Origin of the sequence: Bradyrhizobium manausense, from assembly GCF_018129685.1 — a bacterium.
In the GTDB taxonomy this organism is placed as follows: domain Bacteria; phylum Pseudomonadota; class Alphaproteobacteria; order Rhizobiales; family Xanthobacteraceae; genus Bradyrhizobium; species Bradyrhizobium manausense_D.
On record NZ_JAFCLG010000004.1, the window covers coordinates 1 to 24,789 of the forward strand.

Annotated in this window: 21 protein-coding genes and 2 pseudogenes; 12 read left to right on the forward strand and 11 right to left on the reverse strand. The window is 63.7% G+C overall.

The genetic code is table 11. From position 1 onward, the window contains the following. The 9 genes and pseudogenes from JQ621_RS12560 to JQ621_RS12600 form a co-directional block, all read right to left on the reverse strand. The coding region (locus tag JQ621_RS12560) for a plasmid pRiA4b ORF-3 family protein (RefSeq protein ID WP_212235034.1) at positions 1-588 on the reverse strand (588 nt) is incomplete at its 3' end. Further along, a complete protein-coding gene (gene tnpC / locus JQ621_RS12565) occupies positions 585-2,150 on the reverse strand; it encodes an IS66 family transposase (protein ID WP_212235035.1) in 1,566 nt (521 codons plus the stop codon). The genes tnpC and JQ621_RS12560, both read right to left, overlap by 4 nt. 51 nt (positions 2,151-2,201) lie before the next feature. Further along, positions 2,202-2,555 (reverse strand): IS66 family insertion sequence element accessory protein TnpB, encoded by a 354-nt coding sequence (gene tnpB / locus JQ621_RS12570; RefSeq protein WP_212235036.1) that lies wholly within the window; start codon positions 2,553-2,555, stop codon positions 2,202-2,204. Then, positions 2,549-2,971, reverse strand: a complete 423-nt coding sequence (gene tnpA, locus JQ621_RS12575) for an IS66-like element accessory protein TnpA (protein ID WP_212235037.1) — start codon at positions 2,969-2,971, stop codon at positions 2,549-2,551. The genes tnpB and tnpA overlap by 7 nt, the downstream gene beginning before the upstream one ends. An 87-nt stretch (positions 2,972-3,058) precedes the next feature. After that, positions 3,059-3,307: pseudogene (locus JQ621_RS12580) on the reverse strand (transposase); the annotation flags it as partial. Positions 3,308-3,439: 132 nt separating this feature from the next. Continuing rightward, positions 3,440-4,070: pseudogene (locus JQ621_RS12585) on the reverse strand (tyrosine-type recombinase/integrase). Positions 4,071-4,225: 155 nt separating this feature from the next. Next, positions 4,226-4,471 (reverse strand): hypothetical protein, encoded by a 246-nt coding sequence (locus tag JQ621_RS12590; RefSeq protein ID WP_212235038.1) that lies wholly within the window; start codon positions 4,469-4,471, stop codon positions 4,226-4,228. Between the two features lie 22 nt (positions 4,472-4,493). Beyond that, complete coding sequence (locus JQ621_RS12595; protein ID WP_212235039.1) at positions 4,494-4,919, reverse strand: hypothetical protein; 426 nt, start codon at positions 4,917-4,919, stop codon at positions 4,494-4,496. Between the two features lie 77 nt (positions 4,920-4,996). After that, the gene (locus JQ621_RS12600) at positions 4,997-5,794 is read right to left on the reverse strand and encodes a helix-turn-helix transcriptional regulator (RefSeq protein WP_212235040.1); all 798 of its coding nucleotides are present in this window, start codon (positions 5,792-5,794) and stop codon (positions 4,997-4,999) included. A gap of 513 nt (positions 5,795-6,307) precedes the next feature. Here JQ621_RS12600 and JQ621_RS12605 point away from each other — a divergent pair. The 3 genes from JQ621_RS12605 (at position 6,308) to JQ621_RS12615 (ending at position 8,291) form a co-directional block, all read left to right on the forward strand. After that, on the forward strand, positions 6,308-6,535 hold the full coding sequence (locus JQ621_RS12605) for a hypothetical protein (RefSeq protein WP_212235420.1): 228 nt from the start codon (positions 6,308-6,310) through the stop codon (positions 6,533-6,535). A 524-nt stretch (positions 6,536-7,059) separates the two neighbouring features. Then, positions 7,060-7,833, forward strand: a complete 774-nt coding sequence (locus tag JQ621_RS12610; protein WP_212235041.1) for an EAL domain-containing protein — start codon at positions 7,060-7,062, stop codon at positions 7,831-7,833. 5 nt (positions 7,834-7,838) lie between these two features. After that, the gene (locus tag JQ621_RS12615) at positions 7,839-8,291 is read left to right on the forward strand and encodes a BLUF domain-containing protein (protein WP_212235042.1); all 453 of its coding nucleotides are present in this window, start codon (positions 7,839-7,841) and stop codon (positions 8,289-8,291) included. Between the two features lie 161 nt (positions 8,292-8,452). On the opposite strand, the gene JQ621_RS12620 is transcribed toward JQ621_RS12615, so the two are convergent. Continuing rightward, positions 8,453-9,343: a LysR substrate-binding domain-containing protein gene (locus JQ621_RS12620; protein ID WP_212235043.1), complete on the reverse strand. Its 891-nt coding sequence runs from the start codon at positions 9,341-9,343 to the stop codon at positions 8,453-8,455. Between the two features lie 104 nt (positions 9,344-9,447). Here JQ621_RS12620 and JQ621_RS12625 point away from each other — a divergent pair, with 104 nt between their 5' ends. From JQ621_RS12625 to JQ621_RS12640, 4 genes are read left to right on the forward strand one after another with little or no spacing between them, the layout of a single operon-like run. Next, positions 9,448-11,034 (forward strand): NADH-quinone oxidoreductase subunit L, encoded by a 1,587-nt coding sequence (locus JQ621_RS12625; protein ID WP_212235044.1) that lies wholly within the window; start codon positions 9,448-9,450, stop codon positions 11,032-11,034. Between the two features lie 13 nt (positions 11,035-11,047). After that, a complete protein-coding gene (locus JQ621_RS12630; protein ID WP_212235045.1) occupies positions 11,048-13,579 on the forward strand; it encodes a YbcC family protein in 2,532 nt (843 codons plus the stop codon). Positions 13,580-13,587: 8 nt separating this feature from the next. Next, positions 13,588-14,445, forward strand: coding sequence for a DUF6671 family protein (locus JQ621_RS12635; protein WP_212235046.1), 858 nt, complete (start codon positions 13,588-13,590; stop codon positions 14,443-14,445). Next, complete coding sequence (locus JQ621_RS12640; RefSeq protein ID WP_312015414.1) at positions 14,433-15,101, forward strand: SOUL family heme-binding protein; 669 nt, start codon at positions 14,433-14,435, stop codon at positions 15,099-15,101. Before JQ621_RS12635 ends, JQ621_RS12640 begins: the two co-directional genes overlap by 13 nt. A gap of 258 nt (positions 15,102-15,359) precedes the next feature. Here the strand turns inward: JQ621_RS12640 and JQ621_RS12645 are convergent, their stop codons facing one another. Beyond that, entirely contained in the window at positions 15,360-15,971 is a 612-nt protein-coding gene (locus JQ621_RS12645; protein WP_212235047.1) for a TetR/AcrR family transcriptional regulator, read from the reverse strand. A gap of 129 nt (positions 15,972-16,100) precedes the next feature. On the opposite strand from JQ621_RS12645, the gene JQ621_RS12650 reads away from it, so the two are divergent. The 5 genes from JQ621_RS12650 (at position 16,101) to JQ621_RS12670 (ending at position 24,780) form a co-directional block, all read left to right on the forward strand. Then, positions 16,101-17,333: a cytochrome P450 gene (locus JQ621_RS12650; protein WP_212235048.1), complete on the forward strand. Its 1,233-nt coding sequence runs from the start codon at positions 16,101-16,103 to the stop codon at positions 17,331-17,333. Between the two features lie 143 nt (positions 17,334-17,476). Further along, entirely contained in the window at positions 17,477-21,106 is a 3,630-nt protein-coding gene (locus JQ621_RS12655) for an AsmA family protein (RefSeq protein WP_212235049.1), read from the forward strand. A gap of 232 nt (positions 21,107-21,338) precedes the next feature. After that, positions 21,339-22,463, forward strand: coding sequence for a DUF2336 domain-containing protein (locus JQ621_RS12660; protein WP_212235050.1), 1,125 nt, complete (start codon positions 21,339-21,341; stop codon positions 22,461-22,463). Positions 22,464-22,488: 25 nt separating this feature from the next. Beyond that, positions 22,489-22,734, forward strand: coding sequence for a hypothetical protein (locus JQ621_RS12665; RefSeq protein WP_148775825.1), 246 nt, complete (start codon positions 22,489-22,491; stop codon positions 22,732-22,734). 339 nt (positions 22,735-23,073) lie between these two features. Next, positions 23,074-24,780, forward strand: coding sequence for a di-heme-cytochrome C peroxidase (locus tag JQ621_RS12670; protein WP_212235051.1), 1,707 nt, complete (start codon positions 23,074-23,076; stop codon positions 24,778-24,780). The last annotated feature ends 9 nt before the right edge of the window (positions 24,781-24,789 follow it).

Consider the following 24,789-nt stretch of genomic DNA (forward strand, 5'->3'; position numbering starts at 1 on the left):
GGCGCGTCGCCGCGGTTTCCATGTGTCGGACAACGCGTTGACGGCGGCCTCGAGGGCCTTCCGATCGATCACGTTGGGATCGAACCGCTCCGGGCCCCAGCGGCGCATATGTTCGTGCTCCGGATGAGCAGGGTCGCTGATGGCGTCGAGGTATTCGGCATAGCCTGGCGCACCGCCGACGTCTTCCGGAGGACAACGACCGGCGGCCTCGAGCAGGAAGGGCATGCCCTCCGTCGTGGTGTTGTCGAACCATTTTTCGAGCTTGATCACATGGTCCCAGCTGTCGCCGAAGTCATAGAGATAGTGGATCGTCTTGGCGCCGGTCTCTCGAACGATATCGCAAAGCCGCGCTTTATGGGCATCCATGGGCTGGTGGCCGTAATCATTGTCGGGGTCGGGAATCCCCCAATGTGCCTCACCAGCGAAGAACTCGAAGAGGTGACTGTTCGTCCAGCCGAATGCCTCCTGAAGCGTCAGATGCAACCGATCAAGGCGCAGGGTAACGGGTACGACAAGGCGACGCATCACCTCCGGCTTCACATCCTTGAGAGTTACCTTGATCCGGACCGCGGTCGTGTTCAGGCTCATGCCGCCAGCCTCGGATCGTGTGCATGCATCGTATAGGTCGACGCCCAAGGGAGCAGTTCGTCCAGTCGCGCCGCAGGCCAACCATTGACGAGCTTCGCGAGAACATCAGCGAGCCAGTGCTCGGCACTGACGCCATTGAGCTTACAGGTCTCGATTAACGAAGCCAGAACTGCCCAATTCTCGGCGCCCTCGTCGCAACCGGCAAAAAGGGAGTTCTTAGCGTTGAGCTTGATCGGCCGCATCGCATGCTCGACAGCATTCGTGTCCATCTCGATGCGCCCGTCATCAAGATAGAGCGTCAAGCCGTCCCAGTGACGCAGCGCATAGCGCAGAGCCTTCGCCGTATCGCTCTTCTCGGCAAGATGATCAAGCATTGCCTCAAACCATTGCTTCAAAGCTGCAGCCAAAGGCCGGGCATGCGCCTGCCGGCCAGCACGGCGCTCGGCATCCGACCGGCCCCGGAGGGGCTTTTCGATCGCGTAAAGCTGGGCGATGCGCTCGAGAGCCTCGCGGGCAACCGGAGCTGGCGCCGGAGCGGCCTCGCGCTCGATCTTCACAAACTGGCGCCTCAGATGCGACCAGCAGAAGGCGAGCGTCCCGGACAAGGCGTCCGCACGCGTCTCTCGGGTCATAGTCTTGTAAGCCTGATAACCGTCGCAGTGGATGATGCCGCGAAAGCCCTCGAGTAGCTGCAAGCCATGAACGGCCCCACGGCCCGGTGCATAGGCGTAAACCACACCAGGTGGGTCAGGTCCGGCCCAGGGCCTGTCATCGCGTGACAGCGCCCAGAAATAGCCGGTTTTGGTCCTGCCGCGCCCCGGATCCAAAACCGGTGCGGGGGTCTCGTCGACACAGAGCTTCGAAGAGGCGAGCAGAAGCTGGCGTAGACGATGCCACAAGGGCTTCAATTCCTGGGCGGCGTAGCCGACCCAGAAGGCGAGCGTGGAACGGTCGATGGCGATACCGTGCGTCGTCAGCATCTGCGCCTGGCGGTAGAGCGGCAAATGCCAATGATACTTGGCGTCGATCACATGCGCGACGAGCCGCTCGGTCGGCAGTCCTCCCCTGATCAATCGCTCGGGAGCAGCATGCTGGAGGACGACGCCGTGACAGGCGCGGCAGGCCAGTTTGGGGCGGCGGGTGACGATGACGCGATACTGCGCCGGCACGACGTCCAGCCTCTGGCTCTCATCGTGACCGATCTCAAAAAGGTCGCCTGCGCAGCACGGGCAGCAGGTTGCAGCGGGCACCAGGGTCTCGATGATGCGCGGCAAATGCTCCGGCAGCTTGCCACGATTGGCCCTGCGCTCGGCAGCTCTCTTCTCGCGTGTCTTGGGATTGGCGCGGTCCTCGGCTGCCTCGAGAGCCGCGACAGCCTGATCGATATCCTCCAGAACAAGCTGGAGCTGATCAGCGTCAAGCTTTTCCGAGGATCGACCGAACTGCGCGTCTTTTGCAAGCTTGAGCAACCGCTCGAGCCTGGCGCAGCGATCCAGCAGAGCCGCGGCAAAGGCGCGCAACTCGGCTGGATCGCTCGGCAGCTCATCAGGCAAATCACTCATTGACCAGAGCTTGCCATGCTTCGCGCCCCGATGCAGCGAAGATTTTATGTCCTACGCAAGCGCTTTCGGCTGCGGGATTCGAGGCGCATGCATACGTGTCCAATCCATGCCGGCCAGAAGCGCGGACAACTGCGCGGCGTTCATTCGCATGACGCCGTCAACGACCGGCGGCCACTTGAAGGCGCTGCCCTCAAGCCGCTTCCAATACAGCACGAGGCCACTACCATCCCAGACAACGATCTTCACCCGATCAGCGCGCTTCGCACGGAAGACCACCGCCACGCCCTTCATCGGATCGTGGCCCAGCGTCTCCTTCGCCAACAGCGCCAGGCCATCTGCGCCCTTCCTGAAGTCTACAGGTCGGGTCGCAACATAAGTCATGAGGCCAGCGGGAGCCGTCAGCATGAACGTGTCCGGCGCAACGCAACAAACACATCACTCAACACGGCAAGGCCAGGCGTCCCTCGCACCTCAACTCGTGCCCCATGGAGCTCAACCGTCACAACGGCTGCTTCCGGCGACCCGGAGGGAGCTGCAGCCACCGATGGCGACGATTCCGACACCAACGGCACAAACGACAGTGCTCCCCCCGCAGCTGGCAGCACCAGTTGACCTGAACGCGCCCGGCGCCGCCAGTCATGCACCTGCTGGGGCCGGCAGCGATGGCGACGTGCGACATCTGTTACGATCGCGCCCGGCTCAAGACTGTCCGCGACAATCTGCGCCTTCAAATCATCTGGCCACTGTTTCCGGCCGCCGCCGGCGTACACTTCTATGCGCGGTGACAACGGTCGTCTTATGTCGTCCGAATGGTCGTCCATTGTGAGCACCCTTGCAGAAGATGGCTCTTCTAACGGCGCTCACAGGTCTACGCACAAACAATCTGACGGGCCTCGCAGCCCCGCTTACACCTCATCGCACAAGCGCCGCTCCGATCGAATGCCGAAGCAGTAACCGATCAAGAGCATCCGGATCATCAGCTCGGGATCGATCGAAGGTCGACCGATGCTACTGTAGAAGGGTGCCAGGTCCTGCCTGACCTGTTCAAGGTCGACAAATCTATCGATCGACCGGAGTAAATGGTCGGCGGGAACATGCCTCTCCAGCGAGAACTCGTAGAACAACGCAGCCTGTTCGACTTGTCGATGTCCCATCATGATCTTCAGTCCTGCAAACTAGACTGACTGAATCACTGATCCCACTGCGTCGCAACAGTCGCCTTTTTCAACACAATCGGCCCGAAGCCGCCTGTGAAGGCAAAGCAGAGGCGGTCTGCTCTGCCCCCGAAATCAGACATCGACTTGTTCGGCTATCGCGAGGGCGTCATCGACCTCGATGCCGAGATACCGGACGGTACTTTCGATCTTGGTGTGCCCCAGTAGGAGCTGCACAGCTCGCAGGTTGCCGGTTCGGCGGTAGTTCAAGGTCGCTGTGGTGCGGCGAAGAGAATGCGTCCCGAACAAGTGCGGATCCAATCCGATGTCAGCGATCCAGTGAGATAGGAGACGGGCATACTGGCGGGTCGTCAAATGCCCACTCCGCCGCGGGCTCGTGAAGAGGTATTCTCCTGACTTCTTGCAAGTAGCCCGTAGATAATCGTCAATTGCCTGCCGGGTTGATTCCGTCAGTTCAAATTTGACTGGCCGGCCGGTCTTCTTCTGTCGGACGATCGCGCGATCGGCCGTACCCGCCCGGCGCAACGTCATCGACTCTCAATGCGACTACGTCGCAGCCGCGCAGCTTGCTGTCGATGGCGACGTTGAACAGCGCCAGATCACGCGTTCGGCCTTCGACCTGGAGCTTGGTTCGGATTGACCAGACGTGCTTGGGACGGAGCGGCGGCTTTGCGCCGACGATCGTCCCCTTGTTCCAAGGACCTTGTTTCGAGATGGCAGGGATGGTGCTTGGGATATCGGTCATGTTGACCTCCTCAGCTAGTGAGGCTGGTCATTTTCAGCCCGGAGTCCTTCCAATCCCACGTCCGCTTTGAGACGATTGGAGACGTACTTTGGTCCAATTCGAGCGATGGCAGGACCGATTTTGACCCGAAGCTGAACTACGCCCTAGCACCCTGTTTACATAGCCCGACGGCGATAGCGGACAAGTTGGAAGGCGCCGCCGCCGCCCAGACGCTTTGCGCCGATCTCGATCTCCTGGGCGTCTTCCTCGATGCGCCCAGCCCTCCACAAACAATCGAGCGCTTTAATCACGCTGACTGACTCTCCTCCAAAGAGACGGCGGATCTGAGCAGCTGTTTGCCACTCTTCGCCAACAAGCTTCTCTAGCCGCTCCTCGCGCGGGCTGCTTGGCTCAGTTGCCATAGATCTCTCATGAAAAAAAGCTTCAAAGAAGAAAGTCAGACGCGCTCAAGGCGACCTTTCCCTTCAACTCGATCTGAAAATCGGCGATCCGATCGCCGTTGACGTCACCCTCCACGATCGTGCTGCCGTGTTCGGAAACGTAATGCAGCTGGCCAGCGGTGCCGGAGAACTTGGAGCTCCCGATCCAGCTGAAGCTGTCGTCGCCGGTGGTCGCCGGCTTCGCGTCGATATGCGACGTCCGGATCCGGACGGATCTGCTAACGGATGGCACGTCCAGAGTGATCGCGTGCAGCCCGGAGATGGCCACTTGGAATGGAGGCAGTGTAGTAAAGCCTGGCGCGGCGGCCTTGCCAAATGAACCCGTTCCGCGCGACAGAAGGGAAATGGGCGGGTCCCTTGCTTCCTGTTCGACTTGCCGATGACCCATCATGATCTTGAGTGTTGCCAATTAGACAGACTGAATCACTGATCCCACTGGGTCGCAATGCACCGCAGTTTACCGCATAAGACTACGCCGGCTATTCGCTAACGCAGCTTGCCGAGCCACAGCGCAGTGAGAGCCGACCGATTGCCGACGCCGAACTTGGCGTAGATCGACTTGACATGGAAATGCGTGGTGTTCGGACTATGGTCGAGCCTCTGCGCGATCTGCTTTTCGGTGTGCCCGTCGAGCAATGCGAGCAACACCCTGCGTTCAGCGGGCGTCAGGGCTGCGTTGGCGATGAGCAGGCCGTGGCTGAGCAGTTGTTGGCGGTGAAACCATCTCAAGGCGCGCATCACGAAGCCGAGACGCGCGCCGTCCTGCACCGTGAAGCGGGGTGCCTGCGCATCGCGAAATACGAACAGGCGAATCCTCACGTCGTCATTGAGCGCAATGCGCACGGAAATGCTGTCGGCGAATCCGACATCCAGATAGTGCCGCCGATAGTGCTCGCCCTCGAACCATTCCGGCGGCAGCGCTTCGAACAGCAGCCGGACGCGGAACGGCTCATCTCCCGACATCGACAGGATCTGAGACAGGTCGACGTTGTCGGACCAGAGCGTATCGTACTGCTTCTGCACGGATGCAGCCACCGCCGGTATCGGGTCCAGCACCCGGACGAGGCGCGGACGCCAGCCGAGCAAGGGATCGGCCCGCTTCGGCGAAGGCAATCGCACGACCACACCCCATAGCGCGTTGCGCGCCGACAACATGGTACGCAGTGCGGACAGCAGGTGTGTCAGTGCCGCGTCGCTGTCGCCGACCGAGAACTCGGCAAGCTGATCCCAGAGTGCGTAGACTTCTTGATTTTGCGGATCGGTAGGATCCGTGGAGAGATGCATGTCATTCCCAAAGCGTGCGCTGATCACCGACCCGCGCCGGCATACATAAAAGACTACGAACCACCTTTCTAGGTAGTTTTCAGGCGCATCAATTGTCGCAATATTCGGCACGAGTGCTGGGAAGACGGGTACTCTCAAAGTCACGATATTCGGAGATTAACGATGCGCAGAGCAACGGGCGCGCGCCGGCTTGACACGCCTGACGACGACCGAACGGAGGGGCGATGGCGGCTCGGCTTTTTCACCATCCTGGCATGTGCCGCTTTGATTGCGCTCGTGGTATTCGCCGAAGAGCCCCTCAAAGCGGTAATCCGCCCCTCTGGCCCGCTGCCGGCGGTTAACATTCCCTGACCGGATCGCTTATTCGCACTGGAAATTATGTGACCCAGACCGTTAGCGAGCAAGCATTTTTGCTCATGCTGATTTCCGGTTGCCTTGGGGCCAGCTTAGTATGGGCTCTTTGGGAGATCGAAGAATCTCGCCGTCGCCGACAGCGAAACCGCGAACCCGTGCGTGAAGCACGACCCTCGCTCAAGCCAAGTCGTTAGCGAAATCCGCGAGATCATCATCATGCGCCTCACTGTATCTTCAACGATTGCCGACGCTTTCGTCCGGGTATTCCCCGCATCGTCATGGCAGGCGTATGTCCTTAAGCAGACCGCTTTGTTCTGTGGAGCTGCCCTCCTGGTGTGGCTGCTGTCGCTGACTTATGGGCTGGATCTCAGCGCCGGATTCTTCTAGCCGATCAACCTCGGGTGCTGGATCGAACTCTCGCCAAGAAAGTCTGCAACGAGGCACGGTGCCCTTGACAGACTGCTTCACCTTGGTCGGCTCACCTACCGGAAGCAGACATTGCGGTTCTCCGAATGAGGGTCAGCAACGTGCCATGAGCGGTCTTCCATTAATTGCGCTCCGCGAATCCGCTATGGAAGCACGGAACTTTGGACCTCTTTCCTGGCTCGATGGCAGGGCGGACAGATCGATCTTTGTGATTATTGTCACAGTAAGCGATTATGCTAGGCTGTACGGCAATTACGCTAATCACGTGAGTCTGTAATGGGCGCGCTTCGACTTTTCCTGATCGTTTTTGCCGTTTGGCTCGGATGCGGACCGGCCATGGCCTAGCGGCGCGTGGCGCTGGGATCGGCAATTCCGCCTGTCAGGCCACGCGAAACCATTTCGGCAGAGACCGCTCCGTGCCACCCGATTAACCCTAGAGAAAGGCGTTCGCCCTACATTGTTTTTTTGTCGTGCGAGGACGACCAATGAGTTCTGCATGTGTCGGATGCCGAGAGGGTTCGGAATTGCCGTTCAGGTTCAAGATGGCGTTTCAACCGATCGTCGATGTAGGCGCCCAGAGAGTGTGGGGGTATGAAGCTCTTGTAAGGGGGGGCAAGGGAGAGCCGGCGTTCTCGATCCTGGAGCAGGTAGGAGACGACATCCGATATCAGTTCGATCAGGCTTCCCGGGTCATGGCGATCGAAACCGCGGGTGCTCTGTTCACGGGGACCGATCTGCGCCTGTCGATCAACTTCATGCCGAACGCCGTCTACGAGCCTACCGCTTGCATTCAGAAGTCGCTTGCGGCGGCCAAGCGAGCCAATTTCCCACACCGAAACCTGATGTTCGAGTTCACCGAGAACGAGAAGATGGCCAATCCCGGCCACGTGCAGAAGATCGTGGACGCCTACCGCAAATTCGGCTTTTGGACGGCGCTGGACGATTTCGGCGCGGGATATGCGGGTCTTGGGCTGCTGGCCCGGCTGCAGCCGGATCTTATCAAGATCGACATGGAGCTGTTGCGGGACATCCATCAGAGTCGGTCCAAGCAAGCCATCGTCGCGGGGATCGTCGGCATCGCTCGCGCGCTCGATATCAGCGTCCTGGCCGAAGGCGTGGAGAGCGAGCAGGAACTAACTGTCCTACGGGCGGCGGGGATAGCTCTTTTTCAAGGCTATTATTTCGCCAAGCCGGGCCTCATGTCATTGCCGGCCGTGCCCGTTCTCGATCGGATCATCTCCTTCCGCGACGCGGTTTGACTGCGATGCTTTTTCGTCTCGCGTATTACAGCACCAATCTCTTGAAGCAGGCGAATGATCCTCGCCGTAGCGAGCTCCGGAAGATCGTTTTGTCCGCGGGTACGAACAACGGCCCGAAAGGCATCACGGGCGGCCTCATGTTCAATCGGCAATTCTTCGGGCAGGTCCTCGAAGGCGAACGCGCCAGCGTTTCAGAACTGTTTTGCCGCATCGCGTCCGACCCGCGCCACTGCTCCGTCGTTCTAGTGGAGGCCGTCGAAGTGGCTTCGCGCCAGTTCGACCGCTGGGCCATGGGTCTTGCTGAAAAGAACGAAACGGCGGAAAAGCTCAACGCCAAATTCGGTTTTGCGGAGGGATTCGATCCTACCGGATTGAGCGCCGACCTCTTCTTGAAATACATTCTCGAAATGGTGACGTTGGAGGACCAACTCATCTCCGTTTCGGTTCCTAGATGGTAGATCGCGGACCGCAGTCGGAACGTTAATGCACGCGCGGAAAGCCTATGCCCGGCGTACGCTGCTGCAGAGATCGGCTCACAGTTCCGCCAAGGGAAAGCGAGGCGTCGTGTGATCAGCCTCTGGCGTATGCGGAAGTCTGCCCCGCGGTCTGATTGGTGGCGTCAACGCGCTACGCGGAGGCCGCGCGCTCCTATCAGCTCGGCGACCAGCGGGTTCGGATAACGGCGCTGCTGGCTGACGCAGAAAAACTGCTCCCGGAGCGTGTCGAGCCGGGCGCGTTCGACCAGCGTGCCCGAGCGGAGTTCGTCGATGACGACGATCGATGGAACCAGCGTGACACCGCCGCTCTCGCGCGCCATCAGTCGCAACATCGCCATGTCGTCGACCTCGGCGGCGATGATCGGAACGATGCCGCTGCTGCCGAGCAGCGCATCGAACGCGGACCTCATCGCGCTGCCCCGTCCGGGCAGCACGATAGGCGTGTGGGCGAGATCCTGCGGAAACCGGAAGGCCTTCCGCTTCGGCGGCTTGCGGCTCACCAGGCTGACATGTTGCTCGTCGATCAGCGTGTTCTCGAAATTTCTGATGGAATCCGGCGCCGCCGGTTGGTTGGCGAGCACGAGGTCGAGCTTGTGTGCATCGAGCAGCTGCAGCAGATCTTCGAACAGACCGGCATGGATGATAAGCTCGACGTCTTTACGGCCGATCAGCGGTTTCAGAAATGAGATCTGAAAGTTGCGCGACAGCGTTGCTGCGGCCCCCACCCGCAGCAATTGCCGTCCCTGCCGCAGGCCCGACAGCGTCTCGATAAGCTCGTGGCCGGACTTGAAGACGCTGCCGGCATAATCCAGCGCGATCCGCCCGGCTTCCGTAAGCTGGAGCGTGCGTCCGACACGTTCGAACAGCTGCTGGCCGAGTTGCTCCTCGAGTGCCTTGACCTGCACGGACAATGATGACGGCGAAACGTTGAGACGCCGTGCGGCACGGCTCATGCTGCCTTCCGTCGCGATAATCCAAAAATAGCGCAGATGATGGAAGTTCAGGTGCGGCATGACGTCGTTCTATATAATCTAACGATCGCGTTCAATAATTGAATTATGCAGAAAAGAAGCCGCAAGCTAAGCCGTTGCCGTCGGATCAATATTGCCGAGGCGCTATGACCAAGCTCCTGCCTTTCCTTAATGCGCTCGCACCACTCACGCTCTTCGTAGCCGCGCTTCTTGGTCCGCGAGGCACCGCGCGCGACTTTGCCCGTGCGTCGATCGGCGCGACCGCGGTCGCGTTTGCTGTCGTGGTCATCGCGGCCGTCGCCTCCGCGCTGGTTGGGGCAGCGCGAACACCGTTGCTCGGCGCGCATGGGATCGGGCTCTCGCTCCAGGTCGATGCGCTGAGCGCGATCCTCTGCCTGTTGGTCGGCTTCATCGGTCTCGTGGTCGTGAGCTACAGCCGCAATTATCTCGACGGTGATCCCGGGCATGTCAGGTTCACCCGATGGCTGCTGCTGACGCTCGCTTCGGTTCTGACGCTGCTGATCTCGGGCAATCTGGTCGTTCTGCTCGCCGCATGGATTGCCACCAGCTTGTCGCTCGGCAAACTCCTGCGGTTTTACGGGACCCGGCCTGCCGCGGTCCGGGCGTCGCGCAAGAAGTTCGTCGCCAGCCGGCTCGGCGATGGCTTCCTCGTGATCGCGGCATTGCTCCTGTACCTTCAGTTCGGCACGCTCGAACTCCCGGATCTGGCAGCCCAGGCTCGTGCGAGCGTGAGCGTCGGATCGCCCGCGATCACCTTGGCCGCGCTGCTCATCGTCGGCACGGCAATGCTCAAATCCGCGCAGATGCCGCTGCATGGCTGGCTGATCGAGGTGATGGAGACGCCGACCCCTGTCTCCGCCTTGCTGCACGCCGGCATCATCAACGCCGGCGGTTTCCTGGTGCTGCGCCTCAGCGACATTCTGCTGCTGGCGACTCCCGCGCTCGACTTGCTGGCCGTGATCGGCGGTTTTACAGCCCTGTTCGGTTCGCTGGTCATGCTGACCCAGACGTCGGTCAAGGTGCAGCTCGCCTATTCGACCGTCGCGCAGATGGGTTTCATGCTGCTGCAATGCGGGCTCGGCGCGTTCTCGGCCGCGCTGCTGCACATCGTCGCCCATTCGCTCTACAAGGCGCACGCTTTCCTGTCATCTGGCAGCATCATCGATCTCGCCCGGGCCTCCTGGACAGCAGGCCCCGGAGGTCAGCCGCATGCGGCCCGGCTGATCATCGCACTTGCGAGCGTTGTCGGCCTGACGCTGCTGATCGGCTGGGGTCTCGGCATAACCCTGCGCACCAATCCGGCGCAGATCGCGCTGGGATCGGTGCTGCTCATGGGCCTCGTGCATCTCATGGCCAATGCGATCGACGAGCGGCCGAATGCGTTCGTGGTCGCCCGCGGAGCCGTGACCGCGGCCGGCGTCGCTCTCGTCTACTTCGCGCTGCAGGCCGTTGCGGCATGGCTCGCCGCCGGCAGTGTTCCCGTTGCGCGTCCGGTGGACGGCATCGCGCCGCTGCTGATTGCCGGCCTGGTCGTGCTCTGCTTCGCGGCGGTGACCCTGTTCCAGAACCAGATGATGCGCCGCGCCGACGCGCCGTTCTGGGTCGCTGCCTACGTCCACCTGCGCAACGGGCTCTATATGAACACGCTCGCCAACCGTCTCGTCCTGAGACTATGGCCACGCGCCTCGACCTCCTTCACGTCCAACCCTTGAATCCGGGGACATCATGACCCAGGCCGCCCTTGCCAAGCCGATGCAAGCGACAGATGCCGTTGACGCAGACCACGATGTTCGGCTCGAGGCGCGCATCGTGGCCGCGTGCCAGCGCGTCGCGCCGCTCTGGCCGCTCAAGCATTTCGTTGCCGTCAATCCCTTCCTCGGATTCACCGGCCAGAGCTTTGCGGCCACCGCCGCGACCTTCGAGCGCGTGGTGCGGACGCGGATCTTGATGCCGCGCGCCTTCTACCGCGGGGCGGTGGATGAGGGGCGCATCGACGATGCGGCGTTGCGCGAGGCACTGGAGGTCTACCCTGAAACGAGTCTCGATCTCGAGCGGTTGAAGCTGATCCTCCGGTCCGAGGCCGGCTCCGCTGCACCGCCGGCCGTCGTGGCCACCGTCGCCGAAGTACTGGACCGGCTCGCCGCGGGCGACCGTTACGTCTCGCTGGTCGCGTTCATGATCGACGAGATATCGGCATTCTGTGCCAGCTATTTCGACGAGGGGCAGGCGAACTGGCCGAATCCGGCGAGGAAGCTCAAGCCGTACGCCGCCTGGCGCGCGCTCGCGGTGCATGACCGAAATCCGGAGGTCATGGGCATTGCCGGGTTCAGGAAGTCCGTCGCGGCGCTGCCGTCCGATCCGGTGCGCGCAATCGGGTTCATCATTGAGCGGCTCGGGATTCCCGAGCGCGCGATCGAAGACTATCTGGTCCGTGCGCTGTTCGATCTCAACTGGTCCGCCTACGCGCGTTATATCGGATGGAGCGCAGAGCTCGACGGCCGGCGCGACGACACGCTGCTGGAATTGCTGGCGATACGGCTGGCATGGGGCTTTGCGCTGTTCGAGGCGCGGACCGATACCGCGTTCAAGGCGGCCTGGGCGCTGGCCATGGAAGAGGCGGCGAAGCTGCCCGCCGATCATCGGCTCGACGAGACGCCAGATTTGGCCGTCGATATTATCCTGCAGGAGGCCTACGAGATCGTCTTCCGCCGCAAGCTGGTCGCACGACTGGCCGGCCATGGCGGGCGTGCGGCGATCGGTGGTTCGAAGGAGCGGCCCGCGGTGCAGGCGGCTTTCTGCATCGACGTGCGCTCGGAGGTCTTCCGGCGGGCGCTCGAGACGGTCTATCCCGAGGTGGAGACCATCGGCTTTGCGGGCTTCTTCGGCTTCCCGATCGAGTATGTCCCGATAGGTCATGCGCGGGGTGGTGCGCAATGTCCTGTCTTGCTCAAGCCTGCCTTCATCGTCTGCGAGGCCGTCAAGGGGGCCGGCGAGGTCGAGGAGGCCGAGGTGCTGGGCCTGCGGCTGCTGAGGCGCCGCGTCGCCAAGGCCTGGAAATCGTTCAAGGTCTCGGCGGTCTCGTCGTTTTCCTTCGTCGAGACCGCCGGCCTCGGCTTTGCCGCCAAGATCGCGACCGACAGTGCCGGCGTCACCCGGCCCGTCCCGTCGCCCGTGGTCGATGGCCTCGACCCGGATATTGCCGCCCGGGCGGGGCCGCGCCTCACACCGCGCGTGCTCGATGGCCGGTCCACCGGCTTCACCGAGAGACAAGGCGTCGACATGGCCGAAGCGGTGCTGAAGGCGATGTCGCTGACCGGTCCATTTGCGCGGCTCGTGCTCCTCGCCGGGCACGGCAGCAGCACGGTCAACAACCCGCATGCGACGGGTCTCGACTGCGGCGCCTGCGGCGGCCACACCGGCGAGGCCAATGCGCGCGTCGCGGCCGCCATCCTCAACGATGCGCGGGTGCGCGAGGGCCTGCGCGGAAGGGGCATCGACATTCCCTCCGACTGCCGGTTCATCGCGGCGCTGCACGACACCACCACGGACGCCGTCAAGCTGTTCGACGAGGACGACGTTCCCGCGACGCTGGCGGAGGACCTCGCGCGGCTGAAGGAGCGGTTGACCGAGGCCGCGCATCTGGCACGGCTCGAGCGTAGCGCGCTGCTCGGGATCAGGGACGCCGCTGGCGTCGACGCCGCCGTCACCGCACGCAGCCATGACTGGTCGCAGGTGCGTCCCGAATGGGGCCTCGCCGGCAACGCCGCTTTCATCGCCGCGCCGCGCAGCTTAACCCGTGGGCTCGACATGTCGGGCCGGGCGTTCCTGCATTCCTACGCGCACCAGCAAGATCAAGGCTATCGCGTGCTCGAGCTGATCATGACGGCGCCGATGGTGGTCGCGAGCTGGATCAATCTGCAGTACTACGGCTCGACCGTGAACAATACCGCGTTCGGCAGCGGCAACAAGGTGCTGCACAACATCGTCGGCCAGCTCGGCGTGCTCGAAGGCAATGCGGGCGACCTCAGGGTCGGGCTGCCTTGGCAGTCGGTGCACGACGGCACGCGCTTCGTCCACGAGCCGATTCGTCTCAACGTCTTCATTGTGGCGCCCGAATCGGCCATGGACGAGGTCATGCAACGTCACGCGGCCGTTCGCGACCTCGTCAGCAATGGCTGGGTGCTGCTGCATTCGCTCGACGATGCGGGATCGACCATCCGCCGCTGCATCCGTCCCGGCGTCTGGGCGGCGACATGAGGCGTGGCTTGCCTGGGACGATGCTCGAGCATCCCTATCGCGACCGCTGGGCAGCGATCGCGACCATGCATGGCAAGGAGCGCGCGATCGCGCCTGTCCTGGGCCGCTGGTTCGGGATGACGATTTCGACCGTCCCCGGTGTCGATACCGACGCGTTGGGAACCTTCACCGGGGAGATCGCGCGAAGCGGCACCATGCTGGATGCCGCGCGCGCCAAGGCCCTGCTTGCGATCTCGCGGACCGGCGCGCCGATCGGGATCGGCAGCGAGGGCGCGTTCGGCCCAGATCCCGATCTGCCGTTCGTCGCGTCCGGCCGCGAACTGCTGCTGTTGCGGGATTCGGCGACCGGGCACGAGATCGTCGTCTTCCGGCGGACCCGGACCAATTACGATCATGTCACGATCGCGCCGGGCGACCCGATCGAAGCTTTCCTCGCGCGGATCGGCTTCCCCGATCACGCCGTGGTGGTCCGCGCCGAGCCGCGTGACGGTCGTGCGCCGGCCAAGGGGCTGCGCGACCGCAAACAGCTCGATGCGGCGCTTGGCGACGTATTCGCGCGCGCCGGCAGGGCGGCGCTCGAGACCGACATGCGCGCGCATCTCAATCCGACCCGCATGAATTCGATCGCGCGTCTTGCCCGGGGGCTCGCCGTCCGCACCGCACGATGCTGCCCTTCCTGCGGCGCGCCAGGCTTCGGCCTCGTCGATGTCGAACGCGGTCTGCCCTGTGCGGAATGCGGCGCCCCGACCCGGCGAATCCGGGCGGAGATCCACGGCTGCTCGGCCTGCGTTACCAGAGTGCTGCGCCGCGAGCGCGCGGCGGCCTTGTATGCCGACCCAACTTGGTGCCAGATATGCAACCCCTGAGCTTCGAGCCGCAGAATGTGCCGTCTCCGTCCGTCCCGTCGTCCGCTCCGTTTCGTCTCAGGCCGCGCATGCTGCTCTGGATCGCGCTAGGCATCGTGGTCCTCGCGTCTGTCGCGGCCATCGCCGCCGGTCCCCTGATGAGCCGTGTCGAGCAGCCGAAATACGAGGTCGTCGACGCATCCGGCGCGATCGAGCTCCGGACCTATGCCCCCATGGTCATCGCCGAGGTCGAAACCACGGGTGAGCGCAGGCCGGCGATCGAGGAGGGGTTCCGGCGCATTGCGGCCTACATTTTCGGTCGCAACGCATCGGCCACCAAGATCGCGATGACGGCGCCGGTTGCGCAGCAGTCTGTCGGCGCGCAGCAATGGACGGTCAGCTTCATCATGCCGGCGCAATGGTCCCTGGCGACGCTGCCTGCGCCCGGCGATAGCGGAGTCCGGCTGGTGCCGGTTGCCTCGCGCAAGATGATCGCCATCACCTTTCCGGGGACCGCAACGACTGAACTGATCGCGGCAAAGACCCGTGAATTGCGCGATTACGCCGCTGCGAAGGGCATCAAGGTCACCGGCGAGCCGCTGCTTGCCTTCTACAATCCGCCCTGGACGCTGCCGATCCTGCGCCGCAACGAGGTGCTGTTTGCCCTGAGCGAGTGATGGACATCGCGAGCCGGCGGAGCGTCCACTCCCCCGCCAATCCCGTCATACGCCGTAGATCGGTGATCGCAGGCGCCGCGCGCAGACGCTAGGTCAAAACAGAATTGTCAAATGTGTCTGCAGGTGCGGCTTCTGCTACCCCGGTCTGGGCTTTAGATTTCTCTCTTCTGCAATTCGTGAAAATACTACGTCACTTATTCCACCGCCGTGCCAACGTCTCTCCTGGATCGTATTTGTGAAACCTGCTTCCGGCCATTTTTAGTCCGACGCCAATCCCGTCCTGCGCCGCAAATCCGTAATCGCGCGCAAGAAACTGTCGGCTGGCGTCGTCTCGGGATCGATCAGCCGGTGCAGGCGGAAGCCGTCTTCCAGCGCCAGCACGACGGAGGCCATCCAGGGCGGGTTCAGCGTGTCGTTCCGGCCGTTGCTCTTCAGCGTGGCCTCGACGATGTCGGCGATCAGCTTGCGTCGCGCGCGCAGGCGCTTGGCAAGCTCGGGCCGGCGCTTCTCGGCGCGCGCGACGAACAGGATCATCTCCATGTGGAGCAGGGGAGAGCGGCCGAGCGGGTCCTGCCGGCTGCGATCCATCGATTTCAGCGCCGCGATGAAATCGTCGAGGTTGTCGTGCTGTGCAAGGATGTCCATGTTGCGCCGGATCGACTGCTCGACGTGATCCTCGATCATCGCGATGATCAGCTCGTCCTTGCTCTTGAAGTTCGAATAGAACGCGCCGCGGGTGAAGCCGGCCTCGGCCGCGATCGCCTCGATGCTGGCGCCGCCGATCCCATCCCGTTCGAACATGCGGGCGGCCGCCTCGAACAGTCTGTCGCGCGTATCGTCCCTCGTCGGCCTGGTTCTCACCCTTGACATCCGACCAGTTTAGGGCAGAATGCAACTCGATACAACAATGTATCGAGTTGATAATTCGAGAGGGATGGTTACGCCGGGCAAGGGGCTGCCTCGCGTATCGTGTCATGCGGCAACCGACGTGAGGTCACCATGAGCGAGCAAGTGCAGCCGACAAGCGGCGATCCGCTGTTCAACCCGCTGGCGCCGGACTTCATCCGCAATCCCTATCCGCATTACGAGCGGCTGCGCACGATCGATCCGATCCACGTCACGCCGTTCGGTCAGTTCGTCGCCAGCCGCCATGCCGATGTCAGCCTGGTGATGCGCGACAAGCGCTTCGGCAAGGATTTCGTCGAGCGCACCAAGCGCCGCTATAGCCCCGAGATCATGAACGAGCCGGTGTTCCGCAGCATGAGCCACTGGATGCTGCAATCCGATCCTCCCGATCACACCCGCCTGCGTGGCCTCGTCGTGAAGGCCTTCACCGCCCGCCGCGTCGAGGACATGCGGCCGCGCATCCAGCAGATCGTCGATCAGACCATCGATGCCGTGATGGATCGCGGCCGGATGGATCTGATCGAGGACTTTGCCTTCCGCCTTCCAGTCACCATCATCTGCGAGATGCTCGGCATTCCCGAGGATCACCGCGAGGTTTTCTACAAGAGCTCGCGCGATGGCGGCCGGCTGCTCGAACCGGTGCCGATGTCGCCGGAGGAGATCGCCAAGGGCAACGCCGCCAACATGATGGCGCAGATGTACTTCCAGCAGCTGTTCGAACTGCGTCGCCGCTCTTCCGGAGACGACCTCACCACCCAGCTGGTGCAGGCCGAGGAAGACGGCAACAAGCTCACCAATGAGGAACTGACCGCCAACATCATCCTGCTGTTCGGCGCCGGCCATGAGACGACGGTCAATCTGATCGGCAACGGCTTGCTCGCGCTCCACCGCAATCCGGAGCAGCTCGCCCTTCTGAAAGCGCGGCCGGACCTGATGGTCAATGCGATCGAGGAGTTCCTGCGCTACGATTCGTCAGTGCAGATGACCGGGCGCGTTGCGCTGGAGGAGATCGACGATCTCGGCGGCAAGACCATTCCGAAGGGGGAGACCGTGCTCTGCCTGCTCGGCTCGGCCAATCACGACCCGGCGGTCTATCCCGATCACCCCGACAGGCTCGACGTGACCAGGCCGAACGTCCGGCCGCTGTCGTTCGGCGGCGGCATCCATTTCTGCCTGGGGGCCCAATTGGCGCGCATCGAGGCCGAGATCGCCATCGCCACGCTGCTGCGGCGGCTGCCGGATCTGCGGATCGACGACGTCGAGAACCCGGAATGGCGTCCGACCTTCGTGCTGCGGGGGCTGAAGCAGCTTCCCGCCAGTTGGTAAGGCCTGAGACATTAACCTCCGCGCGCAACAGTCGCTGTGACTTCGCCACACTTCCCCCTATATAAGGGGCTGTTCCGGCGCGCCTGAAGCTTGGTTGTGAGCTTGGGTTTGACCCGGGTGCCGGTTTGGCCGAGGGGAGACCCGTGCAGACGACGCTGCTCGGATTGGCGATTGCCTTTATCTTGGCGCTGCTCGCCGCGCTGATCGGGCCCTACTTCATCGACTGGAACCAGTTCCGGCCCCAGTTCGAGGCAGAGGCGACCCGAATCATCGGCGTCCCGGTGCGGGTCGCTGGCGAGCTCGACGCGCGGCTGTTGCCGGCCCCGACCGTGCGGCTGCGTTCGGTCACCTTCGGCGGCAACAACGATCTCGGGCGCCTGCGCGCCGACAAGCTCGACGTGGAGTTCAGCCTGAGCTCGCTGATGCGGGGCGAATGGCGCGCCACCGAGCTGACGGTTGGCGGCATGGCCGTCGATCTTGGTCTCGACGCCAAGGGCAAGGTGGATCTGCCGTCGACCGCGAGCGGCACCTTCAACCTCGCTTCGCTTGCCATCGAGCGGCTGAACCTCACCGGCCGCATCGCCCTTCACGATGCCGCCAGCCGCTCGACGCTCGAGCTCAACGACATCGTCTTCTCCGGCGACGTGCGCTCACTTGCCGGCTCGGTGCGGGGCGATGGTGGTTTTTCCGCTCATGGGGTGCGCTATCCCTTCCGCGTCTCGTCCGGTCCCAGCCCCGACGGCAGCGCCACCCGCCTTCACCTCAATGTCGATCCCGGCGAGCGGGCGATCCTGGCCGATCTCGAAGGCGTCCTCGCCTTCGACAACCGCCTGCCGAAATTCGATGGCGCGCTGACGCTGGCGGTGCCACCACCGAAGAAGCCGGGCGAGGCGGGGCCGACGCCCTGGAAGCTGACGGCAAAACTCAAGGCCGATCCGGCCGGCGCCAAATTCGACCAGATCGACGCGAGCTTCGGCCCCGAAGACGCGGCGCTCAAGGTTGGCGGCGTCGGTGACCTCAGGTTTGGGGCCTCGCCGCTGCTGCGCGCAGTGCTGTCGGCGCGCCAGGTCGATGTCGACAAGCTCGCCGGCCGGGACGATGCCGAGCCGCTGCGCATCCTGCCGGCGCTGCGCGCGGGCCTTGCCGCGATCCCGCAGGCGCCGATCCCGGCGCAGATCGAGTTCAACTCCGACCAGATCATGCTGGGCGGCCGTCCGCTCCAGAACATCACGACCGAATTGCAGACCGACGGCCGGTCCTGGACCTTCCAGCGGCTCGAGCTGCGCGCGCCCGGCACGACGCAGGTCTCTCTCAACGGTGCCACGCCCGGTGCCGACAGTTTCAGCGGCCGCCTCAGCGTCGAGTCCTCCGATCCCGATACGCTGGTGGCCTGGCTGCAGGGCCGCAACGAGGTCATCAGGCGCAGCACGCGACAGCTGCGCCTCTCCGGTGACGTGACGATCGCCGCCAACCATCTCGCCATCGACAAGCTGAAAGCCGACATCGAGGGCGGCACTGTCGAAGGCCGTATCGCCTTCGTCCAGACCGGCGCAGCCAAGGGCTCGCGCGTCGATGCCGAGCTGAAGGCCGACCGTCTCGACCTCGATGCTGCTACGAGTTTCGTTCGCGCGCTCGCTGGCTCGCAGGGCGAATGGCCCGAAGAAGCAAAACTCTCGCTCGACATTGCCCGGGCGATCTCGGCCGGCCAGGAGCTGCAGCGGTTTTCGGCCGGGCTCGCCTACGATCCGAAGAGCATCGCTCTCGATCGCCTGAAGTTCGATCAGGCCGGCGGCGTGTCCGTTGATGGTGGCGGAAATCTCGATCGGGTCAATTCGCAGGGAAGGTTCGTGCTGGACATGACGGCGGCTTCGCTGCGGCCGATGGCCTCCATCGTCGAAACGCTGTCGCCCGCATGGTCGCAGCGTCTTCTGGCGATCGATTCCGCCTCGGGATCGTCGACCGCAAGTCTGGTGCTCGACCTCGGCGCCGACAAGAAGGGGGATAGTGGCCACCGCTCGGCCCTGGCCCAGCTCGATTTCGCGACGCCGCAAGTGACAGGCCATCTTCAGGCAACAGCCGAGCCTCCGTTGTCCGATCTTCGCGGGCTCGATTTCGATGCCCTCTCCCGCAACGAGTTCACCGTCGATGCGCGGATGTCGGCCCCGCGCGGCAGCACCTTGCTGGCTGTCCTCGGTCTCGATCGCGCGGTTGCGGCGGGTGAGGGCGCATCCCGCATCGAAGGCCGGTTGAGCGGCGCCTGGCGCAAGCCGATGCAACTGAACGCAAAGCTCAGCGGTGGCGGACTGGATGCGGATGCGCAAGGCAGCGTCGAATTGTCGGAGCCGAAGGGCAGTGCGAGCGTGCATATGCGCAACGCCAATCTCGCGCCGCTGTTCGGAGCCAGCCCCGCCGACAAATCGGCTCAGAGCGTGAGCCTGTCCTCCCGCCTCACGCTCTCGGGCAATCGCCTGACCTTCGACGATCTCGACAGCACCGCATCCGGCTCGCATCTGCGCGGCCATCTCGCCATGACGCTCGACCAGGAGAAGAGTGTCGATGGCGAAATCGGCCTGGACACGCTCGATCTCGTGCCTGCTCTGGCGCTGGCCATCGGTGCCGCCGGGCGCGACAGCGGCGAGCCGCTCGGCGCAGGCCTCGTCACCGGCTGGCGTGGCCGCGTCGCGTTCCAGGCACTGCGCGGCAGCCTGCCTGATGGAATCGAGCTGCGTCCGTTCAGCGGCACGCTCCGGAGCGACGGTCAGTCGCTCGCGCTCGATGCGCTCAAGGGCGGCGTTGGCGGCGGCGAGATGACCGCGAGCCTGGATGCGCGCAACGGCGCAGGCGGTCTTGCGCTCAATGCGCATCTCGATCTGACCAATGTCGATGCGGCCTCGTTGCGCTACCGTGGTCTCGCGCTGCCGAAGGGGCGCGCCTCGGTGCAGATGACGCTGACGAGCCAGGGCCGCAGCGTGTCGGCCCTGACCGGCGCGCTCGCCGGCAATGGCACGGTGACGCTCGACTCGGCCGAGATCAACGGCCTCAATCCGCGCGCCTTCGAGATCGCCATCCGCGCCAGCGACGGCGGCCAGGTGAGCGACGACGCCAGGCTGCGCCAGCTGGTCGAGCCCGCCTTGTCGGCGGCTCCGATCGCGATCGCTTCGGCCCAGATCGCGTTCACGATCCGCGACGGCCGCCTGCGCGTCGGCGCGACTCCGCTCGAAGCCAGGAACGCACGCGCCATCGTCTCGGGCGGTTACGACATTCCGGCCGACCAGGCCGACATCCGCGCCAGCCTGACGCCGATCATGACCGGCCTCTCCGGCGCACCGCCGGAAATCCAGCTGTTTGCGGCCGGCCCCCCCGACAAGCTCAGCCGTACTGTCGATTTGACGCCGCTGTCGTCGTGGCTTGCCGTGCGCACGATTGATCGCGAGACTCGTCGCCTCGATGCCATCGAGCGTGGCGAGCCGCCGCCGGCGACCGCCGCGCTGCCGACACTGGTCTCGCCCGAGCCCGAGCCCGCACCTGCGCTGACCGACGTGCCGATGCCTGGTCGCGATCCCCGCCGCGCCCCGCCGAGGCCCAGGGTTGAACCCAAGGCCGCTCCGTTGCCGAAGCCTCCGCTTGCCGCGCCCGCGGTACCGAGCCCGCCGCTGGCAAGCCAGCAAGTCGCGCCGCTGCCACCGCCCATCGACGTGCGTCCCGCCCCGGGGCCGCCGCCCCCAAAACCCCGGCCCAAGCCGCCGCTGGTCCTGACGCCGTCGAATCCGTAAGGGTGAAGCAGCAAAAGCCCCAGGGCTCGACGCACACCTCTCCCTCCGGCAGAGGTGTAGCACCTTGCGTGCCGGTAAACCCATTCCCCTGCATTTGAACGAATTTTCCCCGGCAAAACTGATGTGACGATTTTACTCGATCCTCGCGTTTGTTCCCTAGCGTTGGCCCCAGAGGAATCCGGAGTCCTGCCCGCATCAGCAGGATGGCTGTCCAAGAACTGGGGTTATCGAGATGAACGGGGCGAACACGCTTCTGCAGGATCTGGACGACGCGATCGCGCGCGGCACGGACGAAAGCCGGGCGAAGGCGTTGTGGCATGCGACGGACCTTCTGATCACAGGTCGCTACGTCGACGACGACATCAGCATGTTCGGCGAGGTCATCGGCCGGCTTGCCGACGAGATCGAGGTCGAAGCCCGGGCGCAGCTCTCCGGATTGATGGCGGGTTGCGATCATGCTCCGCTCAACGTCATCGAGAAGCTCGCCCTGGACGACGAGATCGAGGTCGCCGGCCCCGTGCTGCGCGACTCCAATCGCATCGGCGAGAAAGTGCTGGTCGAAAGCGCCATGACCAAGGGCCAGGCGCATCTGCTCGCGATCTCCCAGCGCGATACGATCGGCGAGGCCGTGACCGACGTTCTCGTCAAGCGTGGTAACCAGGAGGTTGTCACCTCGGTCGCCAGGAACGAGGGCGCGCGCTTCTCCGGCTCGGGCCTGTTGCACATGGTCCGTCGCGCCGAGGGAGATTCGATTCTTGCTGAACAACTTGGCCTGCGCAAGGACGTGCCGCGCCACATCTTCCAGCAGCTCATTTCGAAGGCGTCGGAAGACGTCCGCCGCCGGCTCGAGACAGAGCGCCCGGAGATGATGTCGCAGATCCAGAGCTCGGTGACCGAGGTCACCGGAGATCTGCAGTCCAAGTTCGGCCCCTCCTCGCGCAGCTATTTCGTCGCCAAGCGCTTGGTGACGACGCAGTACCGGCAGGGCAATCTCAACCAGGTTTCGATCTCGAACTATGCACGCCAGCATCGTTTCGACGAGGTCCAGATTGGCCTGTCGCTGCTGTCATCGCTGCCGGTCGACGTGATCGAGCGTGCGCTGATGGACCGCAATCGCGAGATGATCCTGGTGCTGTGCAAGGCGCTCGATTTCTCCTGGGACACGACGATGTCGTTGCTGTTCCTCGGCGCCAAGGATCATTTGATCACGGCGCGCGAGCTCCACGACAACGAGCGTGATTTCGGCAGGCTCAAGATCGAGACCTCACGCAGCATTCTGAAATTCTACCAGTCGCGCAAGAACAGCGCCGGCGCCGATCCCGCATCGGGTCGTCAGCCCGAGCTCCAGGTCCACTGAGCGGGAAATCGAGGGAGTATTTGCAATGTTGCCTCAATTCGGCACCGCGGTTCGCAAGAACAAGAGCCTCACCAACAACCTCGCCGCCGAGACGGGCGGGGCGGCTCCGGAAAAGGCCACGGTCGACGCCGCCTGGCTCGTGCTCGAAGCCGCCAACGATCTCGGCGATCACGCCGCGATCGAAGCCTGCCGCCGCGTCATCGACGCCGAGCTGAACGGCACGGTCGCCGCCAGCGCGGATACCGATCTTGTGCTGGGGTATTTCCGGTAGGAGCCGCAAGGCCCCACGTGTCCCGGTCGTATCGGCAGAAGGTCGATCCGGTCATTTGCAATCGTCGCGGAAGCGCGCGCCGGCTTTTTCGCGCCTCGCCGCGCGTCTTGCCCCATCTCTACCTTTGCGCTTATCTCCGGCATGATGTAGCTTCTGCTTGCGGGCGTCCGAAAGACGGCCGCGGGCAACGGGATTTGCGCGTTGTTCCCCGCATGAAAATTTCCGGAAGGCTCCCGGTGCGGCACACACAGTGCCATCCAGGGGCGGACGATTGCTGATTGCCAGGTAGCGACGGCACCGACGCCGTCATGACAGAGAGCTTCACGAGAATTGGAGCCGATGATGAAATTTGATGTGCGCGTATCATTGATTGCCGTCGCAACCCTTCTCGCCACCGTCGTTTCCGCTTCGGCGCAGGACAAGCCTCAGGACAAGCCTCAAGACAAGCCGGCACAGGGTGGTCCGGTCCATCTGCAACAGGGCTGGAGCGATGAGACCGCCAATCAGTGGCATTTCATCTCGCAAGGCACGGCGCTGATTCCCTACGAATGGTTCGTCGCGCTGGAGCAGCCGGGGCAGCAGCCCGGGCAGACCGCGCTGATCAAGGCGCCCGACAATTTGCAGCGGCTGGGTTTCCTGACCGAGCCCGTCAGCACCGCCAATCCCGATGGCCTCGCCATCGGACTCTACAGCACGTCAGTGGATATTCCCGACGGCCGGCACGCCTGCTGGAAAGGCAATTGGCTTGGCCTTGGCTGCGCGGGCTGTCACACGGGCCAGGTCAGCTACCGTGGCCAGCAGATCCGCATCGAGGGCGGCCCTGCCCATATCGATATCGATTCATTCGTCGGGCAGCTGGTCGGGTCCATCGGCGCGGTTCTCATGAATCAGGATGGAGCTCAACAGCGCTTCCTGGCACGCGTGAAGGCGCCACTCGCCGACGTGCAGAGCGGATTGCAATGCTTCGGCGGCGTTTTGCAGGCGGCTGCCAAGTTCAACCAGATCGTCGGCGGGAATTCGGGCGATACGGCGGGCGGAGCGGGCAGGCTCGATGCGCACGGCGCCGGCCTGAACCAGCTTCTGGCGGGACCGTTCAGGCTGCCGGGCGACGTGACGGACATCGGCGAGACCAGAAACTACGCGCACCTCACCGCGCCGGTGCGATATCCGGCGCTGTGGGATACGCCGCGCTTCAACTGGGTGCTGTACAACGCCTCGATCCGCCAGCCGCTGACGCGCAACATCGTCGAGGCGCTCGGTGTGCTCGCGCCGATCAAGCATGACGCGACGATGCTCGGACCCGACGTGATGCATGGGGTTCAGATGGATAACGTCGTCTGGGGGCAGCGCAAGCTGATGGAGCTGCGCTCCCCGCACTGGCCCGAGACCATTCTCGGCGCGCTCGACCAGAAGCGGGCCCTGCGCGGCCAGCTCGTCTATGTCAGCGCCTGCGCGAATTGCCACGAAGCCGCACCCTCTGATGCAGCAGCTTCCGATGCTTGCAGCGAGATCCAGGTCCCGCTGGTCGACCTCCGCCGGATCGGCACCGATCCCGAGCAGGCGATGACGTTCAACCGCCGCAGGATCGCTTTGTCGAAGATCGGCGGGCCGGATGCGATGTCCAACTACAAGGCCGCCGAGGTTCTCACCGGAAACATCGCCGCACAGTGGATCGGCAAGTCCAAGGAGAATGCGGCCCGCGCCGCCGAGATCAATTGCGGCCGTCCCAACCAGTACAGGGCGCCGCTGGCTTACCGGGCAAGGCCGCTCAACGGCATCTGGGCGATGGCGCCCTATCTGCACAACGGCTCGGTGCCGTCGCTGAACGATCTCCTGCTGCCGCCGGACCTGCGGCCGAAGACGTTCTATGTCGGCAATTGGGAGTTCGATCCCGAAATCGTGGGATACGATACCAAGGTCCGGACGCCGGGCGCGTTCCTGTTCGACACGACCATCCGTGGCAACTCGAACGCCGGTCACACTTACGGTACCGACATGACCGAGGACGATCGCAAGGCGCTGATCGAAATTCTCAAGACGCTCTGAGCGGCCCGC

Excerpts from the sequence above, each read along its gene's own strand:
- tnpC (WP_212235035.1), bottom strand. The coding sequence starts at position 2,150 with ATGAGTGATTTGCCTGATGAGCTGCCGAGCGATCCAGCCGAGTTGCGC.
- JQ621_RS12660 (WP_212235050.1), top strand. The coding sequence starts at position 21,339 with ATGAACGGGGCGAACACGCTTCTGCAGGATCTGGACGACGCGATCGCG.
- tnpA (WP_212235037.1), bottom strand. The coding sequence starts at position 2,971 with ATGGACGACCATTCGGACGACATAAGACGACCGTTGTCACCGCGCATA.
- tnpB (WP_212235036.1), bottom strand. The coding sequence starts at position 2,555 with ATGCTGACGGCTCCCGCTGGCCTCATGACTTATGTTGCGACCCGACCT.
- JQ621_RS12625 (WP_212235044.1), top strand. The coding sequence starts at position 9,448 with ATGACCAAGCTCCTGCCTTTCCTTAATGCGCTCGCACCACTCACGCTC.
- JQ621_RS12650 (WP_212235048.1), top strand. The coding sequence starts at position 16,101 with ATGAGCGAGCAAGTGCAGCCGACAAGCGGCGATCCGCTGTTCAACCCG.
- JQ621_RS12610 (WP_212235041.1), top strand. The coding sequence starts at position 7,060 with ATGAGTTCTGCATGTGTCGGATGCCGAGAGGGTTCGGAATTGCCGTTC.
- JQ621_RS12620 (WP_212235043.1), bottom strand. The coding sequence starts at position 9,343 with ATGCCGCACCTGAACTTCCATCATCTGCGCTATTTTTGGATTATCGCG.
- JQ621_RS12665 (WP_148775825.1), top strand. The coding sequence starts at position 22,489 with ATGTTGCCTCAATTCGGCACCGCGGTTCGCAAGAACAAGAGCCTCACC.
- JQ621_RS12645 (WP_212235047.1), bottom strand. The coding sequence starts at position 15,971 with ATGTCAAGGGTGAGAACCAGGCCGACGAGGGACGATACGCGCGACAGA.
- JQ621_RS12590 (WP_212235038.1), bottom strand. The coding sequence starts at position 4,471 with ATGGCAACTGAGCCAAGCAGCCCGCGCGAGGAGCGGCTAGAGAAGCTT.
- JQ621_RS12615 (WP_212235042.1), top strand. The coding sequence starts at position 7,839 with ATGCTTTTTCGTCTCGCGTATTACAGCACCAATCTCTTGAAGCAGGCG.
- JQ621_RS12640 (WP_312015414.1), top strand. The coding sequence starts at position 14,433 with ATGCAACCCCTGAGCTTCGAGCCGCAGAATGTGCCGTCTCCGTCCGTC.
- JQ621_RS12670 (WP_212235051.1), top strand. The coding sequence starts at position 23,074 with ATGATGAAATTTGATGTGCGCGTATCATTGATTGCCGTCGCAACCCTT.
- JQ621_RS12600 (WP_212235040.1), bottom strand. The coding sequence starts at position 5,794 with ATGCATCTCTCCACGGATCCTACCGATCCGCAAAATCAAGAAGTCTAC.
- JQ621_RS12630 (WP_212235045.1), top strand. The coding sequence starts at position 11,048 with ATGACCCAGGCCGCCCTTGCCAAGCCGATGCAAGCGACAGATGCCGTT.